The following is a 15691-nucleotide window of genomic DNA, read 5'->3' as shown; positions in this document are numbered from 1 at the left end:
CGGCGGCCTGGGTGCCGATCGAATTCAGGTTCGCCGACCACTGTTCGATGGCGCTGCGGGAGTTGGCCTGGGAATCCAGGATCGGCGTCGAGTTTGCGATGATGTCGTTGATCTGCGGCAGGTTGTCCCGAAAGTCGCTGGCGATGGCGGAAGTCGAATCCACCAACCGCTGCAGCGCCGGACCCAGCCCGCCGACGGCCGCCGACGCCTCGGTCAACAGCTTGTCGATCTTCTCCTTGGGCAATACCGTCAGCCCCTTGTTGGCCGCATCCAGCGCCGGGCCGACCTCTTCGGGCACCGAGCCCTTCTTAATCACCCCGCCGTCGGCGAAATACTGCCTGCCGTCACCGGCGACCAGATCCACATACTGCTCACCGATCGCCGACACCGAATGCACATTGGCCATCGCATCCAACGGAATGTGGTACCGCTTGTCGATGCTCATCGTCGCCTTGGCGCCGTTGGGGGTCGGCTCCACCGCGGTGACCTTGCCGATCTGAATACCCCGGTAGGTCACATTCGCCGTCTTGTACAACCCACCCGAAGCCGGCAGATCCGCATACAACGTGTACTGCCCGACCCCGGCCAACTGCGGCAATCGCAGGTAGTACCACCCTAAGATCAACAGCGCAGCCACCGTGAGAACCATGAAGATGGCGAGCTGAATCCTGATGAACCGCGTCATGCGTCACCCACCCCGTTCCACCAACGGCCCGTTCGGCGCGTCGTGGGGGTTCGGCGTAAACCGCACGTCAGGAATCATCGTGGCGGGATCGCGGCCCCACGACTGTTCGAGCGCACGCAACATGCCCGACAGCCCGGTACCTGACAACTCCCCGTTGTCGATCGCACTGAGGGTGAGATCGGCAAGGACCGACACGTTGATGTAGTCGCCGCGGACCACTTTCGGAACATTCTCGATATTGAAGGGTGCGGTCAGCATCAGCTTCAACGCACCGATCAGATACGGAGAGGCCTTGGCGAGTTCGCCCAGCGGCCGTTGCAGCAGTTGGAAGTTCGTGTGCAGGTTCTCGTTCGCCGGCGACAGCGCGTTGTCCGCTGCGGAACCGAGCCGGCCCACCGCCTGCACCGCGTCCACGAACAGATCGCGCGTATCAGCGAAATGCTTTGCCAGCGGTGGCAATTCGACCAACAACCGATCGAGCGTGTCGTTGTGCGCAGCCACGACAGCGAGCAGGCGGTTCGACGAGTCGATGGCATGGGTGATGTCGTTGCTCTGCTTGGCCAGCTCGCCGGTGAACGTGTCCAGCTTGCCGAGGAAATCGCGAATCTCGCCTGCGCGGCCCGTCACGATGTTGTTGATCTCGTTCTGGATCGTCTCGAGGTTCGAAATCCCGCCGCCCCGCAGGATCATGGAGATCGCGGCCAGCACGCGTTCAGTGGTGGGGAACGCCGACGAGTTCTTCAACGAAATGGTGTCGCCGTTGTGCAGTTCGCCCACCGGCTTGTCCGGCGACGCCAGCTCGACATGCTGTGAGCCGAGGAGGCTGGTCTGACCGATCCGTGCGGTGGCGTTTTGCGGCAGCTTCACTTTGGAGTCGATCTCGAGCGTGAGCCTCGCGACCCAATCCTTCGCCAGGTCGATTGCCGTCACCGTGCCGACCTCGACGTCGGCCACCCGGACCCGGCTGTTGACGTTGAGGGCCAACGTGTCGGGCATCTCGACGTAAATGGTGTTGTGCGGGCCGGTGGTGCCTTTTTGGAAAGGGATCGGCACGTTCGCGATGCCGCGCCACCCGCCGCACGAACTCAGCATCAACGCGGTGGCCGCCAGCGCGACGCCGCGCATACCCGCTTTTGGTAGCCGTTTCCTCAGCTGCAGCAGTTTCATCAGCCCCCGCCCTCTGCTGGATAGCCACCGGCCGGCGGTGGGCCGGCCACTGGCGCCGGAGCGACCATCGGGCCCGGAACCACACCCGGAGCGGGCGGTGGCGGCGCGGGTGCCCCCGGGTACCACGGTGGCGGCAACGGAGTGTTCTCGCTGTACGCGTCCGGCGGGCCCGGCAGGTTACCGCCAGGCGGAACACCGAACGCCGGCGGCGCCGGAGGCGCGACGATGTCCGGTCCGCCCATGAGTTCGGCCAGCGACTCAGGCGTCAGCATGTTCGCGGTGAACGGCTGAACGTCGACGCCCTGCATACCCGGCGCGACCACCCAGCCCTGCTCGTGGTTGCCGTGCGACCACAACGTGTCGCGCGACCAGATACCTGGCACGGTGGTGTCCTTGTATCCCGGCGGCGGCCGCAGCCGGTCCTCGGAGTAGGCGACCATCTTCGGCAGTGTCTCGGCGGTGTACGCGGAGTTCACCCCGAACGGCAGGTAGTTGAATTTGATCGCGTCAAGCACCGGAGCCAGGTATTGCGCGCACAACTCGGCAGACTCCTGATATCCGAGCCTGCTGCCGGCCTGGATCGCGCTGCAGATGAACTGCATGGGGTTCGCGAAGTTGGCAAGAACCGGCTGGCCGACGATGCCGCCCGAGATCGGGGACGAGATGTTGACGATGTTCGCCGCGAGGTTCGGGAAGACGTGCAGGCCGGTCTCCAGACCGTCGCGTGGCTCCGGTTGCAGAATCGCGGTCGTCGTGTCGGAGAGGTTGTCGATGTCGTGGGTGAGGACGTCGGCGTTCTTGTCCAAGAACTGGCGGGTGGTGGTGAGCAGCTGGTTGAGGTCGCGCACCGCGTTGCTGACTTCGGAACTGGTGTTGTTGAACTTCTGGGTGAAGCTCGCAAGGTTGTCGTTCAACGAGACGAACTGCTGATCGCTCTTGTAGAGCGCATTGACGAAAAGCGCCAGGCTGCGCACCACGCCGAAGAAGTCCGGGCGCCCCTTGTTCAGTGTGGTCAGCGCCTCGGACAGGCTGTTGAGCGTCTTGTTGATCTGCTCACCCTTGCCTGCGAGTCCGCTCGCGGCCGCATCGATGATGCGAGGGAATGGACCGTTCTCCGGCTTGCCGTCAGGACCGATTTTGACGTCGCCCTTTTCGTCGAGCTGGGGCCCAAGTCCCTTCAGGATGCGGTAGATCGAGTTGCGCAGCTGGTCCCACTCGACCGGCACCTGGATGCGATTGGAAGTGCAGACGACACCGCCTTCGCTCGCATCTGCGCCCGGAGCGGGGACCGGATCGCAGGGGATCGTCGCGCCGTCCTTCATCACCGCGCCGCTGCCCTTCGACCAGTCCCAGTTCTCGTTTTTCGGAGGGGACAGCTGAATCGTGCGCGACGCGACCAGGCTCGGGTTGAGAACGGAGGCGATGGCGTCCGCTGGGACTTTGTAGCTGTTGTCGTAGTGGAAGGTCACCTTCATCTGGTCGCCCTGGGGCTCAATGGAGTCGATCTTGCCGACCTCCACGCCCATGATCTGCACCTTGTCGCCCGGGTAGAGAGCCAGCACCTCCGGGAAGTACGCGACGACCTTGTTGGTGGTGAGCTTCTTGTAGGCCTGCCAGCCGAAGTATCCAGCGACGATGGCGGCCACGACGACGAGGATGGCCACGACCACCGCAGCGCCGGAAATGTTCCCGCGCTTGAGATTTCGGATGTTGAAGACCTGAGACATGGGTCAGTGTCCTCCAACGTCCGCGGGCAAAGGCATTCCTGGAGGCGGGGCGTCGGGCACCTGGGGACCGGGTCCCGGTGGTGGCGGTGGCCCCGGAAGGTCAGCAGGCGGGACGCCGTACGGCGGGAACGGATTCGACGGGCCTTGGATGGGTTCCGTCCGCGCACCCGGCGGCGCGGGCGGCAACGGAACCGGGACGCCCTGGAGATCGGGCGGGGTTTGGCCAGGCACGCCGGCACTCGTGATACCCGGCGTGTACCAGGGACCGTTCGGGTTGGGCTGCGACGGCACGACGCCTGGCGCCGTGTTGGGGCCCGCGTAGGGCCCGTACGGCCCCACGTTTTGGTCGAGGTGCGAGCACGGCAGCGGGTTGGCCGCGGTGGGGATCGTGTCGGCGGCAGGGGTGTAGCTGCACGGGGTCCCCGCCGGGACCGCTGGACCGGGGAATTCCGGTGTTCCTTCCAACACGGCCGGGGAGGGCGGTGGGGCGCCGTTGGGGAAGCGGGCGCCATTGGGGTCCGGCCAGCGGAACGCCGGAAGGCCCGCGCCGCGCCAGAAGTTCTCGGGGTCGATGCCGCGCTTCTTGAACGCGGCGTCCACGAACGGTTGGAGGATCTGGTAGGGCAGCAGGTTGACCAGCATCACCTTGAAGTACGGACCGGACGCGATGGCCTCGCCAAGCGAAGCGGTGAACTTGCTCAACGTGGTCAGCGAGTCGGCCAGGTCCAGTTTGCGGTCGCGCAGGATGTCACTGATGGTGCGCAACTGCTCGAGCACGTGATTGAGATTCGGGTTCTCGTCGATGAAGCCCTTCACCTGCTCGGAGAACGCCGACACCCGTTCCAGCAGATAAGTAATCGCCTGCCCGCGCTCGTTCACCGCAGCCAGCAAGGTCTTTGAATTCACCAGCAGAGAATTGATCTGCTCGCCGCGGTTGCCCAGCACGCCGGCGATCTTGTTGGCATTGGCCAGGAGTTGGTTGATCTGGTCGTCGCGCTTTCCGATCGTGTCGGAGAACCTCTCGACCCCTTTGAGCGCCCTGTCCAAATTCGGGTACGTCTGGTCGATGGTGTCCGCCAGCGTGTTCAGCGATTTCTTGACGTCGTCGATGTTCCACCCGGAAGCGGCCTTCGTGACGTCGAAGAATGCGTCGTAGATCTGGTACGGCGTGGTGGTCTGGCCCAACGGGAGAACAGCGTTGGCCTTCAGCGGTTTTGAGCCGCGCGGCTCGATCTCGAGGTTCTTGCGGCCGAGGATCGTGTCGGTGCGGATGTACACGCGGCTGTCGGTGCCCACCTGCATGCCCGGCATCTCCAGGCCGACGACGATGTGGTCGCCCTCGATCGCCGTCGAGCGCACCGTGCCGACATCTACACCTGCCACCCGGACGTGGTCGCCGGGATGAATGCCGGCCGTGTCCTTGAACCGCGCGTAGTAGGTGGGCGACGCGAAAATCATTGGTATCTCCGCGAAGCTCTGCCCCACGCCGATAACCAGTATCAGGACGACAATGCCCATCAGCCCGTTGCGAACGCGGTTGCTGCCCTCGAGTGTCCTCATTGCGGCGTGCACCTGCCCGTGGGCTGTGTGGTGACCCGGACAGTACGAACCGGGCCGCCGGGCTGCAAGCCGGGCAGCTTCACCGAGATGTCACAGGCGTAGAAGTTGAAGAAGTCACCGTAGACGCCGCCCGCGCGTCCGATGATCTTCAACGACGTTGGCAGCCTCACCAGGATGTCGTTGAGCTGATCCTTCTGGTCGATCAGTGGCGCTTGAATGGTCTCCAGGTGCCCGAGAGTGTCGTGCAGCAACGGCCGGTTCTCGGACAGGATATCGGCGATCGTGCCTGCGGCATTGCTGATCTCGGCGGTCGAGTCGGCGATCGGATCGGCGCGGTTCTTCAGTCCGGTGACCAGCTTCTCGAAGTTGACCAGCGTGTCGTCGAGCTGCTGCTGGTGTTTAACCGTGGTGTCAAGCACGGTGTTGAGGTTCTTGATCACCTCACCGATCGCCTGGTCGCGCTCGGCCAGGGCAGAGGTGAAATCCGCTGTCTGGTTGAGGATCGAACTGATCGTGCCGCCCTGGCCCTGGAAGATGGTGATGATCGCCTGCGCGATGTTGTTCACCTTGGCCGGGTCCAGCGCCTTGAACAACGGCTTGAAGCTGCCCACGAGCGCGTCGAGGTCCAGCGCTGGCTGTGTGCGCTCGAGAGGGATCGTGCCGCCTGCCGGGATCTGGTTGTTGCTCGGCCCCTTCTTTAGTTCGAGGTAGCGGTCACCGATCAAGTTCAGGTAGCGGATCGACGCGGTCGTGCCATCGTAGAGCGGCAGCGACTTCTCCACGTCGAAGTCCACGCGGACGCGCTGGCCGTTGTCGATGACCGCGACCTTGGAGACCTTCCCGATCTCGACGCCCGACGCGCGAACGAACTGGCCGGAGCGCAGGCCGCTCGCATTACTGAATATCGCCGAGTATCCCGTCGTACGGTCGAACCGAATCTGACCGAACACCACGATGATGATCGCGGTGAACAGCAGGAGCACGAACGAGAAGGCTCCCAGCTTGATAGCGGTACCGGTGATTTTCATGGGTTGATCGTGTTCTCCCCGATCTGGCGGCCCCACACATACTCGATCGCCAGCGGCTGGCCGAGCTCGAAGTGGTTGTACGGCGCGAGCGACGCACCGGTGTCCATGACCAAATACGGTGCGGGCCACAGATCACGCGTGACCTCCTGCCAGCACCCCGGTTTGCCCTCGGGTCCCCCGCGCGCATTCACACGGGGCAGGTTGTCCGGGTACACGTACGGGTTGCTCGCGCCGACGACTTCGGAGTGCGTGCGCAGCGAATACCCGTTGCCGCCAAGTGAATCGGCGATCCTCGGGGCGACATCGTGGAAGTTGCGGATCGTGCAGAGGAGTTCGGGACTGTATTCGTTCAGCAGCTGTGAGGTGGGGACGAGGTCCTCGGCGCCGCGGGTCAGGTACGGGCCGCCGCGCTCGAACACGTCGGCGCCGGTGTTTCCGAACCCGACCGCAGCCATCAGCGCGGCGTCGATGTTGGACTGCTCGTCGTTGAGCGTGTGGGCGGTGGTGACGAGGTTGTCGAGGAACTGCCACAGATCTTCTGACGAGTCGGCATAGACATCGGCCAGCTGGGCCAGCTTCTGCACGTCTTCGCGGATCTGCGGCATCTTCGGGTTGATGTCGTCGAGGATCTCGTTGCCATGGACGATCGACCGGCCGAACCGCTCGCCCAGCCCGTCGAGCGCCTGCGCGGTAGCGGTCAGCGTCTGGTTGAGCTTGACCGGGTCCACCTTCTCCGAGATCTGCACCACGGTCTCGAAGAGCGTGTTGAACTCGGTGGTCACCTTCGCTTTGGTTTGGATGGTTTTCTGGGGGGTGATCCGCTGAGTGTCAGGGTGTTCTGGCGAGGTGAGCGCGACATACTTGTTGCCGAACACCGTCGTGGCTTTGATCGCCCCATCCACGTTGTACGGGATCAGATTGAGGTACTTGTTTTCCACGTCGAGTGACAGCTCGGCCTCGGGCTTGTCTCCGTCAGTTTTCTCGTTGATCGCGGTGACGCGACCGATCTCGACGCCGTTGTAGGTCACCTTGCCGCCCGTGTTCATCGACAAGCCGGACCGGTCGGCCTTCATCGTCAACTTCGTCGTCTCGAGGAACGAACCGCGGAACAGCAGGTACACGAGAACCAGAATGGCGACGAAGAGAAGCGACAGCACTATGCCCGCCACTTTGTAAGGCGGGGTGCGGGAGCTGTTCAGCGGGGCGGACATCGCGTTACACCGTCAGGTTGAAGTTCGGGTCGACGCCGTAAAGCGCCAACGCGACGAGCAGGACCACCATTGCCACCGCTACGAGGGACGCACGCATGGCCTTGCCGACCGCCTCTCCTACGCCCACCGGACCTCCGCTTGCGTAGTAGCCGTAATAGCAATGGTTGAGCATCACGATCACCGAGATGATGATCGCATCGACGAACGACCACATCACGTCTTCCGGCCGCAGGAACGTCCGGAAGTAGTGGTCGTAGGTGCCGGTCGACTGACCGTAGATCAGCGTGGTGGTGAGCTCTCCGGAGAGGAACGACAAGATCATCGCCATCGCGTACAGCGGGATGATCACCACGAAGCCCGCCATGATCCGCGTCGATACGAGATACGAGATCGACTTGATGCCCATCACCTCGAGCGCGTCGATCTCCTCGGCGATCCGCATGGCGCCGAGTTCAGCTGTCGCGCCTGCGCCCACGACCGCGGCAAGCGCGACACCCGACACCAGCGGCGCGGCGGACCGCACGTTGATCATGGCCGCGAAGAACCCGGTGAACGCCTCGACACCGATATTGCCCAACGACGCAAAACCCTGGATCGCGACCAGCGACGACCCGGACAGGCTGACGAAGCCGACGATCGCGGCCGTGCCGCCGATCACCGCCATCGCACCTGTGCCCATACCGATCTCGGCGATCAGCCGCAGCGTCTCCTTGCGGTAATAACGCAGCGCATGCCCGATCTGGCCCACCGCGACCACGACGAACCATGCGACCTGGCCGATGCCGTCGATCAACCGCCCGGGGTAACCGGCGACTCTGGACGTGCGGTCGTATGCCCGCGGGAAGCGCGAGCGAAGGACGGCGGAACTCGTCATCGCCCCGTACCAAACTTGACGCCGATCGTGGTGAGCACCACGTTGACCGCGAATAGGGCAATGACACACAGCACCAACGTCTCGTTCACCGCGGTGCCCACGCCCTTCGCGCCACCCGAGACCGTCAGCCCGCGGTAACAGCCGACCAGCCCGGCGATCAAGCCGAAGATAGTGGCCTTGACGACCGAGATCAGCACCTCGGGTAGCCCGGTGATCAGTGTGAGCGTGGACAGATAAGCGCCTGCGGACACGTTCTGCAGACCCACGCCGAAGAGGAATCCGCCGACCAGGCCGATGGTGATCACCGCGCCGTTGAGTAGCAGGGCAACGAACGTCGAGGCGACGACGCGCGGCACCACGAGCCGGTGGATCGGATCGATGCCGAGCACCTCGAGCGCGTCGATCTCCTCACGGATGGTGCGCGCCCCCAGGTCGGCGCAGATGGCCGTCGAGCCGGCGCCAGCGACAACCAGCACGGTGACGAGCGGGCCGAGCTGGGTGACGGCGCCGATCGCCGCACCGGCGCCGGACACATCCGACGCACCGAACTCGGCAAGAAGAATATTGAGCAGGAAGATCAACAGCACGGTCAGCGGTGCCGACACCGCGAGCGTGGGTAAGAAGGACACCCGAAACAAAAACCAGCTCTGAACGATGAACTCGCGCCACTGGAAGGGCCTCAGCAACGCTTTGCCGGTGAGTACGCACATCCGCGTGAAGCCGCCGACGGCCTCCAACGCTGGCCGGGTGGTATCCCGCACGTAGCCGGCGAACCCGGTCGACGACGTCATCGGACCGCCCGCGCGTCGTTGCCGCGATCACCGCGGCGCAACGGCAGAAGGTGTCGCACGCCCCCTCCTACTCCCAGCTCCGACCACGTGACGCCCGTCTCATTACTGCCAAGTAAGTAAGTCGGACCACAGGACTGTACCCGATAGGGCACGCGGCCGTACACCGCATCTGCGTGATTGGACCCTGTTCGGTTGGCAAACACGTAACCTCCTATCCACCATCAGACGCGACTGCTGAAGTCGTTGCTGCAGAATCAGATTCGCCCGAGCGCACCGAACCAGGTGTCCCGAACCGCGCCCTCAACTCGGTTTTGAGGACTTTGCCAGCAGGGTTGCGCGGCAGCGCATCGACGATCTCCAGCCCTTTCGGGTGCTTGTAGCGGGCCAGCCGCTCGTTGAGAAACGAATGAAGATCGGCCAAGGCGAGACCATCGCCAGCAACGGCCGCGACGGCAACCGGAACTTCGCCCCATCGGTCATCCGGGCGGGCGATGACGGCTACCTCGACGATTGCCGGATGCGCTGCCAGGACGTTTTCGACCTCGGCGCAATAGATGTTCTCCCCACCGGAGATGATCATGTCCTTCTTTCGGTCGACGACCCAGATGTAACCCTCGTCGTCCTGCCTGACTAGATCGCCCGAATGGAACCAGCCCCCGCTGAACGCCTCGGCGGTGGCTTCCGGGTTGTTCCAATATCCGGCCATCAGCGTCGGGGCACGGTAGACGATCTCGCCGACCTGTCCCACGCTGACGTCGTTCATGTCGTCGTCGACGATCCGCGCGGCGACCGTGGGAATGACCTTGCCGACGGAGCCGAGTTTGCGAATTGCGTCCTCGCCCAACAACATACATGTGACAGGCGACATCTCGGTCTGCCCGAATGCCGCCAGGATCTGGGTCCCCGGAAAGGTGTTCGCCATCTGGCGCAGGAGCGTATCCGAGGCAGGCGCGGCACCCCACGTCAACACGCGCAAGCCGAGTTCGCGCGGCTTGCTCTGCTGGGCCGCGCAGACGGCCTGCCATTGGGCAGGGACCAGGAAGAGCCCCGTGACCTTCTCCGCCTCCACGACGTCCAGCAGCTCACCGGGGTCGAACGCGCCCAGCGGATAGATGACCGTCGGCAGCCCGAGCAGCAGCCCGACGATCATTCCGCCGATCCCGGCGATGTGGAACAGCGGAACGCCGATGAATCCCACGTCGCGGTTGATGTCGGCACCGCTGGTGAACAGCAACGTGGTCGCCTGGCCATGGAGGTTGGCGTGAGTGAGGACCGCACCCTTCGGCCTTCCGGTGGTGCCGGAGGTGTACATGATCAGCGCCGGCGAATCGTCGGGAATGTCCACGGGCGCTGCCGTCGCGTCCTCGGCAACGAGCTCGTCGTATCCGAGCACCTCGTCAGACCCAGCGGTGTCGGCGCCCGGGCCGGCCACGATCACCGTGCTCAGCGTCGGGTCTAGCCCCCGCACCGCTGTCGCGAGCTGCGCGAGCACCGACTCGGTGATCACCACCCTCGCCTCGCAGTTGCCGACCAGATACGCGATCTCGGGTGCGGTCATCCGGAAATTGACCGGCACCGCGATGGCACCGAGCTTGTTGATGGCCAGAAACGATTCGACGAATTCCGTACGGTTCAGCATCAGGATCAGCACCCGGTCGCCGAAGGCGACTCCGCGGCGGCTCAGCGCGCCGGCCAGTGCGCTGACCCTGCGGTGCAACTGCGTCCACGTTGTGGTCTGCCCCGAGTGGCGCAGCGCCACCCCGCCGGGCTGCATCATCGCGTGCCGCGCCAACTGGTTCGCCCAGTTCTGGCGCCGGGCGAGGTACGGCTGGTCGGTGTTCATGTCGTGGCCCGAGGTCATGCGCCGAGCTGCTCGGCGCGGCGCTTCAGGTTGTCGGCCAGGTAGTCAAGCGCGCTGTTGACGACCTTTTTCACCATCATCTTCGGGACAGCCATCTTGGTCTCGACGTCGAGGTCCACCGTCAACAGCGACGTCGCGCCCATTCCCACCACCGAAAAGTTCTGCTGCTGTTTGGAAAACAGATCGCCCTGCTGCAGGACTGTGTAGATCTCCGCTCCACTCGGGTAATACACCGCGCAGATATATGTGCCGTCCATGCCCTGCACCGAAATGTCCACCCGCACCTGACTCGGCCTGCCGTCGTCGTAGCGCGCCAGAACCCAACAGCCCCTCACCTCGTCGTTCCATTGGGGATACGCCTCGAAGTCGGCGACGATGGACATGATCGTCTCGGGTCTCGCGGCGACCTCTACGGTCTTGCTGACGATCGGCATGGGCAGAGCATACGAAAACGATGAGAAAGGAAGTGTCTCGCTATGGCTTCGGAAAAGGTGCCACCCGTTCGCCTAGCACAGGCGGTGGAACGTGTGCGACATCACCTCTTTCGACTCCGCCAGAGGATGGCTCCGCCACCGGCCGTGATGATGGAGATGGTCGTCGGTGCGTGGGTCGCGCAGGCTGTCACAGTGGCGGCGGAGCTGGGCGTCGCCGACGCGCTGGCGCGTGGGCCGTTGTCGGCCGCTGACCTTGCCGCGCGCGTGAACGCAGACCAGGACGCGCTCGTCCGATTGCTGAGGGCACTGATCGGCGTCGGGGTGTTCCGACGTCGTCGCGACGGGCGCTACGAGCTGACGCCGCTCGCGGACACGCTCCGGACCGACGCTCCGGTGTCGCTGAACGGTTGGACACGATGGGTCGGAGCACCTCAACACCGGGAACATTGGAGCCACATCGCGGGCGCGTTCCGGACCGGGAAAGCCGTGATACCGCAGATGCGCGGCAAGCCCGCGTTCGACTGGCTCGCCGGTGATCCCGAACTCTCGGAGATCTTCAACCAGGCGATGACAGGCGTGTCGGAGTTGTCGATCGCCCCGGTGGTCGCTGCCTACGACTTCAGTCCGTACTCAACGATTATCGATGTCGGCGGTGGCCACGGTCGGCTGCTGGCGGCGATCCTCGAGGCGACGCCGGGCGCGACGGGCGTGCTGTTCGACCTGCCGCAAGTGGTGGCCGGCGCTCCCGAGCTACTGGCCAAACACGGTGTGGCGCAACGTGTGCGAATCGTCGAGGGCTCGTTCTTCGAATCCGTGCCCGACGGCGGCGACGCGTACCTGATGAAAAGCGTGATCCACGACTGGGCCGACGACGAGGCGGTCCAGATTCTGCGAAATGTCCGCGCAGCCGCCGACCCCGGCGCGCGTCTGCTGCTGGTCGAGACGGTCATTCCCGGCCACAGCCGCGACTTTGCCGGCAACTGGCTCGACCTGGAAATGCTTGTCGCTGTTGGTGCCCGGGAACGGACCGCCGAGGAATACCGTCGGCTCTACGACAAGGCCGGGTTCCGGCTGGACAGGATCGTCCCGACAGTGTCGCCGTTCAGCATCGTCGAGGGCACGGCGGTATAGGGGTCACGAAGACGACGTCGGCGCCCCCAGCGGGGGATCCTCCCGCGCTTCGGGATCGCGGATCAGCCCGCGGAGCAATGCCGTGCTGAACTCGATGGCGATCTCCTCCGCGGAGCGCCGTCCAGTCGGCCGCAGCCAGCGGTACGCGCCTAGGGTCATGCCGATGTAGCCCAGTGCCAGGACGTGCGAGTCGCATTCGTAGAACTCACCGCTGCCGATCCCGCGGTCGATCACATCCCGCACATGCTCGTAGACCGTCGTCTCGGCGCGGCGAATGTATGCGACCTGCTCCTCGGTGAACCACTCGGTGATGTACGGGCTCTCCTGGAAGTACACGGCGGCGCCGTCGATGTTGTTGGCGATGTTCTCCAGCAGCCGCTTGGTGAAGTGGAAGATCGCCTCGCTCGCCGACCACGACGGCTCGTCATGCACCGCCGCAACCGTGCGGTCGGCCGCCTCACGATAGATGTCGAACAGGATCAACGACTTGCTGGCGTAATAGTGGTACACCGTCGCCTTATTGAGCCCGACCACGTCGGCGACGTCGTTGATCCGGGTGCCGTGATAGCCGCGCGCCGCGAAGAGCCTGGTTGCGACCGCCAGCAGTTCCTCGCGCCGGGACAGCTCGATTGTTCCGCCGTTGGGTTCTGAGCTGCTAGATGGGCGCATGGCGAGTCACTATATTTCGCGCCTCTGCACTTCACCCAATCAACCGGTTGATAGTTCGGCAGCCGCCGAGCCCTCCGCTCTCCCAGGCGATGGGGTTAGACTCCCGGCAGGCGACAGTCGAGGGCCAAACAGTCGAGGAGGTGCCGACGTGGATCCGAATCCGGACTACGACATCAGCGACGAAGCAGAATACTTCTTCAACTACATCGCATTCGGGTTGCGGGGCATCGTTGGTCCCGGTGGCGGGTATCCACCGCCCGCTTATCCGCCGGTATAGACCTAACGCAGCGCGCTGACTCCGCCGTCCACGGGGATGACGGCGCCGGTGATGAATGTGCTTGCCCGGCTTGCCAAGAACACCGCAATCCCGGCCATGTCATCGGGACGGCCGATGCGGCCCAGCGGCATCACCGATCCCACCGCGTCCGCTCCCGGTCTCAGTAACTCCTTCGTCATCCGGGATTCAAACAGCCCGGGCGCGATCGCGTTGACGAGAATGTCGGGGGCGAGCTCGCCCGCCAGGTGCCGCGTCAGCATGTGAACGGCCGCCTTGCTGGCGCTGTAGCTGAAGTTGTCTCTACCCCGCTCGGGCGGCTTGATGCCGTCGATGCTGCCGGTGTTGATCACCCGCGCCGGGTCCTCGCGCGTCGATCCCGCCTTCAGCATCGGCACCAGCGCGCGCGTCAACATGAAGACGCCCTTGACGTTGACGGCGAAGATCCGATCGAACCCCGCCTCCGGGAATTCGTCGAATGACGCACCCCACGCCACACCGGCGTTGTTGAACAGTGCGTTGATCGCGTGCTCACGCTCGGCGAGCGTGGACGCCAGCTGTTGGACGCCGTCCGCGGTGCCCAGATCCGCGGGGATCGCCGCCACCGGCCCGAACGCCGACAACTCGTCCACAACGGCTGCCAGCTCATCCTCTTTGCGGGCACACAGATACACCTTGGCGCCGGCCTGCGCGAGACCCCGCGCCATCATCACGCCGATGCCCCGGCCGCCGCCTGTGACGACGGCGACCTTGCCGTCGAGGGAAAACATGTCGTCGCTCATGACCACCAGTCTGGGGCCGCCGGCTTTTCCATTGACAGACTGGTCCCATGCGCGGAGAAGCGAAGTGCTGGCTCACCGACATGGACGGCGTTCTCGTTCGCGAGGAACACGCGTTGCCCGGCGCTGCGGAATTCCTCAAGCGGCTTGTCGAACGCAAGCGCCGGTTCCTGGTGCTGACCAACAACTCGATCTTCACGCCACGGGACCTGGCCGCGCGGCTCGCGCGTTCGGGCTTGGAGGTTCCCGAGGCGGCGATCTGGACGTCCGCGCTGGCGACCGCGACGTTCCTCGATGGTCAGAAGGAGGGGGGCTCGGCGTACGTGATCGGCGAGGCGGGCTTGACGACCGCGCTGCACGCGGTGGGCTACACCCTCACCGACGTCGAGCCCGATTTCGTCGTGCTCGGCGAAACCCGCACCTACTCGTTCGAGGCGATCACCAAGGCGATCCGGCTGATCCTGGCAGGCGCGCGGTTCATCGCGACCAATCCCGACGTCACTGGCCCGTCGGCCGAAGGCCCTTTGCCCGCAACGGGTTCCGTCGCCGCGCTGATTACCAAGGCCACCGGGCGCGAGCCGTATTTCGTCGGCAAGCCGAACCCGATGATGTTCCGCAGCGCGCTGAACCGCATCGAGGCGCATTCAGAGAACACCATGATGGTCGGCGACCGGATGGACACCGACGTCGTCGCCGGCATCGAAGCCGGCCTGGACACGATCCTGGTTCTCACCGGATCGACGTCGCGCGAGGACGTGCAGCGCTACCCGTTTCGGCCTGGCAGGATCCTGCCGTCGATCGCCGACGCGATCGAGCTGGTGTGATCCCGAATCTTTCAATTTCGCGCATCTCGGCTAATTACGGCCTGAAGACCGGCACTATGTACGCGTCGACGGTCTTTCCGCCTAGCTGAAGGAGAAAATCGTCATGACTGAACCCGGTCCGCAGTCGTCCGAACCCGGCGGCACCAATCGCCCCACGCCGCCACCCCCGCCACCAGCGGCCTCGAATCCGGGAGCGTCCCATGCGTGGACGCCGCCGCCTGCCGGGCAAGTGAACCCCCCGGCGTACGGCGGCGGCCAAGCGTACGCGGGCGGCCCGGCGACGCGGCCGGGTCAGATCACCGCAGTCGCCGTCATCGCGTTCGTCATGGGTGCATTTCAGTTGTATGCAGCCTTCAGTAACTTCACCGTGGCCACATCGATCGGCCTGTACTTGGGGTTTGCACCGGGTGTGCTCTACGTCCTGGCTTTCGTGAACCTGATCCTCGCCGGCCTACTCATCTGGGGCGGGCTCACCACGTTGCAGGGCAGGACCAACAAGATCCTGTTCTGGACCGCGGTTGCTGTCCTGGTCTGCGGCGTGATCTTCAACATCATGGTGCGGAACTACGGGTTGCTGTTCCTGCCGATCATCCTGCCCGGAATCATCCTCGGCCTGTTGTGGCAGCAGCCGAATAAGGACTGGTTCGTCGCACAGGGCGGTACGACCGTCTGACCC

Annotated in this window: 16 protein-coding genes; 4 read left to right on the top strand and 12 right to left on the bottom strand. The window is 64.5% G+C overall.

Going from position 1 to position 15691, the window contains the following annotated elements:
- The 10 genes from QOH60_RS18660 to QOH60_RS18615 form a co-directional block, all read right to left on the bottom strand.
- A partial coding sequence (locus tag QOH60_RS18660; protein ID WP_526423069.1) for an MCE family protein occupies window positions 1–685 on the bottom strand: 685 nt, incomplete at its 3' end.
- A gap of 3 nt (window positions 686–688) precedes the next feature.
- The gene (locus tag QOH60_RS18655; RefSeq protein WP_526423067.1) at window positions 689–1852 is read right to left on the bottom strand and encodes a virulence factor Mce family protein; all 1164 of its coding nucleotides are present in this window, start codon (window positions 1850–1852) and stop codon (window positions 689–691) included.
- Complete coding sequence (locus QOH60_RS18650) at window positions 1852–3579, bottom strand: virulence factor Mce family protein (RefSeq protein WP_526423065.1); 1728 nt, start codon at window positions 3577–3579, stop codon at window positions 1852–1854. The genes QOH60_RS18655 and QOH60_RS18650 overlap by 1 nt, the downstream gene beginning before the upstream one ends.
- A 3-nt stretch (window positions 3580–3582) precedes the next feature.
- Window positions 3583–5139, bottom strand: coding sequence for a virulence factor Mce family protein (locus QOH60_RS18645; protein WP_526423063.1), 1557 nt, complete (start codon window positions 5137–5139; stop codon window positions 3583–3585).
- Window positions 5136–6167, bottom strand: a complete 1032-nt coding sequence (locus QOH60_RS18640; RefSeq protein WP_526423061.1) for a virulence factor Mce family protein — start codon at window positions 6165–6167, stop codon at window positions 5136–5138. Before QOH60_RS18640 ends, QOH60_RS18645 begins: the two co-directional genes overlap by 4 nt.
- The gene (locus tag QOH60_RS18635) at window positions 6164–7378 is read right to left on the bottom strand and encodes an MCE family protein (protein WP_526423059.1); all 1215 of its coding nucleotides are present in this window, start codon (window positions 7376–7378) and stop codon (window positions 6164–6166) included. The genes QOH60_RS18640 and QOH60_RS18635 overlap by 4 nt, the downstream gene beginning before the upstream one ends.
- Before the next feature lie 4 nt (window positions 7379–7382).
- The gene (locus QOH60_RS18630; protein ID WP_526423057.1) at window positions 7383–8252 is read right to left on the bottom strand and encodes an MlaE family ABC transporter permease; all 870 of its coding nucleotides are present in this window, start codon (window positions 8250–8252) and stop codon (window positions 7383–7385) included.
- Window positions 8249–9043, bottom strand: a complete 795-nt coding sequence (locus tag QOH60_RS18625) for an MlaE family ABC transporter permease (protein WP_526423055.1) — start codon at window positions 9041–9043, stop codon at window positions 8249–8251. Before QOH60_RS18625 ends, QOH60_RS18630 begins: the two co-directional genes overlap by 4 nt.
- 211 nt (window positions 9044–9254) lie before the next feature.
- A complete protein-coding gene (gene fadD5 / locus QOH60_RS18620) occupies window positions 9255–10904 on the bottom strand; it encodes a fatty-acid--CoA ligase FadD5 (RefSeq protein WP_526423053.1) in 1650 nt (549 codons plus the stop codon).
- Complete coding sequence (locus tag QOH60_RS18615; protein ID WP_526423051.1) at window positions 10901–11338, bottom strand: SRPBCC family protein; 438 nt, start codon at window positions 11336–11338, stop codon at window positions 10901–10903. Before QOH60_RS18615 ends, fadD5 begins: the two co-directional genes overlap by 4 nt.
- A gap of 42 nt (window positions 11339–11380) precedes the next feature.
- Here QOH60_RS18615 and QOH60_RS18610 point away from each other — a divergent pair, with 42 nt between their 5' ends.
- The gene (locus QOH60_RS18610) at window positions 11381–12469 is read left to right on the top strand and encodes a methyltransferase (protein WP_526423049.1); all 1089 of its coding nucleotides are present in this window, start codon (window positions 11381–11383) and stop codon (window positions 12467–12469) included.
- 3 nt (window positions 12470–12472) lie between these two features.
- Here the strand turns inward: QOH60_RS18610 and QOH60_RS18605 are convergent, their stop codons facing one another.
- Entirely contained in the window at window positions 12473–13138 is a 666-nt protein-coding gene (locus QOH60_RS18605; RefSeq protein ID WP_526423047.1) for a TetR/AcrR family transcriptional regulator, read from the bottom strand.
- Window positions 13139–13286: 148 nt separating this feature from the next.
- Between QOH60_RS18605 and QOH60_RS18600 the strand changes: the two genes are divergently transcribed.
- The gene (locus QOH60_RS18600) at window positions 13287–13415 is read left to right on the top strand and encodes a hypothetical protein (RefSeq protein WP_526423045.1); all 129 of its coding nucleotides are present in this window, start codon (window positions 13287–13289) and stop codon (window positions 13413–13415) included.
- 2 nt (window positions 13416–13417) lie between these two features.
- Here the strand turns inward: QOH60_RS18600 and QOH60_RS18595 are convergent, their stop codons facing one another.
- Window positions 13418–14194, bottom strand: coding sequence for an SDR family oxidoreductase (locus QOH60_RS18595; RefSeq protein WP_526423043.1), 777 nt, complete (start codon window positions 14192–14194; stop codon window positions 13418–13420).
- 47 nt (window positions 14195–14241) lie between these two features.
- Here QOH60_RS18595 and QOH60_RS18590 point away from each other — a divergent pair, with 47 nt between their 5' ends.
- Window positions 14242–15015, top strand: coding sequence for an HAD-IIA family hydrolase (locus QOH60_RS18590; RefSeq protein ID WP_526423041.1), 774 nt, complete (start codon window positions 14242–14244; stop codon window positions 15013–15015).
- A 103-nt stretch (window positions 15016–15118) separates the two neighbouring features.
- Complete coding sequence (locus QOH60_RS18585) at window positions 15119–15688, top strand: hypothetical protein (RefSeq protein WP_526423039.1); 570 nt, start codon at window positions 15119–15121, stop codon at window positions 15686–15688.
- Window positions 15689–15691 lie beyond the last annotated feature (3 nt).

Origin of the sequence: Mycobacterium sp. (genome assembly GCF_032159765.1) — a bacterium.
In the GTDB taxonomy this organism is placed as follows: domain Bacteria; phylum Actinomycetota; class Actinomycetes; order Mycobacteriales; family Mycobacteriaceae; genus Mycobacterium.
This window is presented reverse-complemented; position numbering and strand designations above follow the sequence as displayed.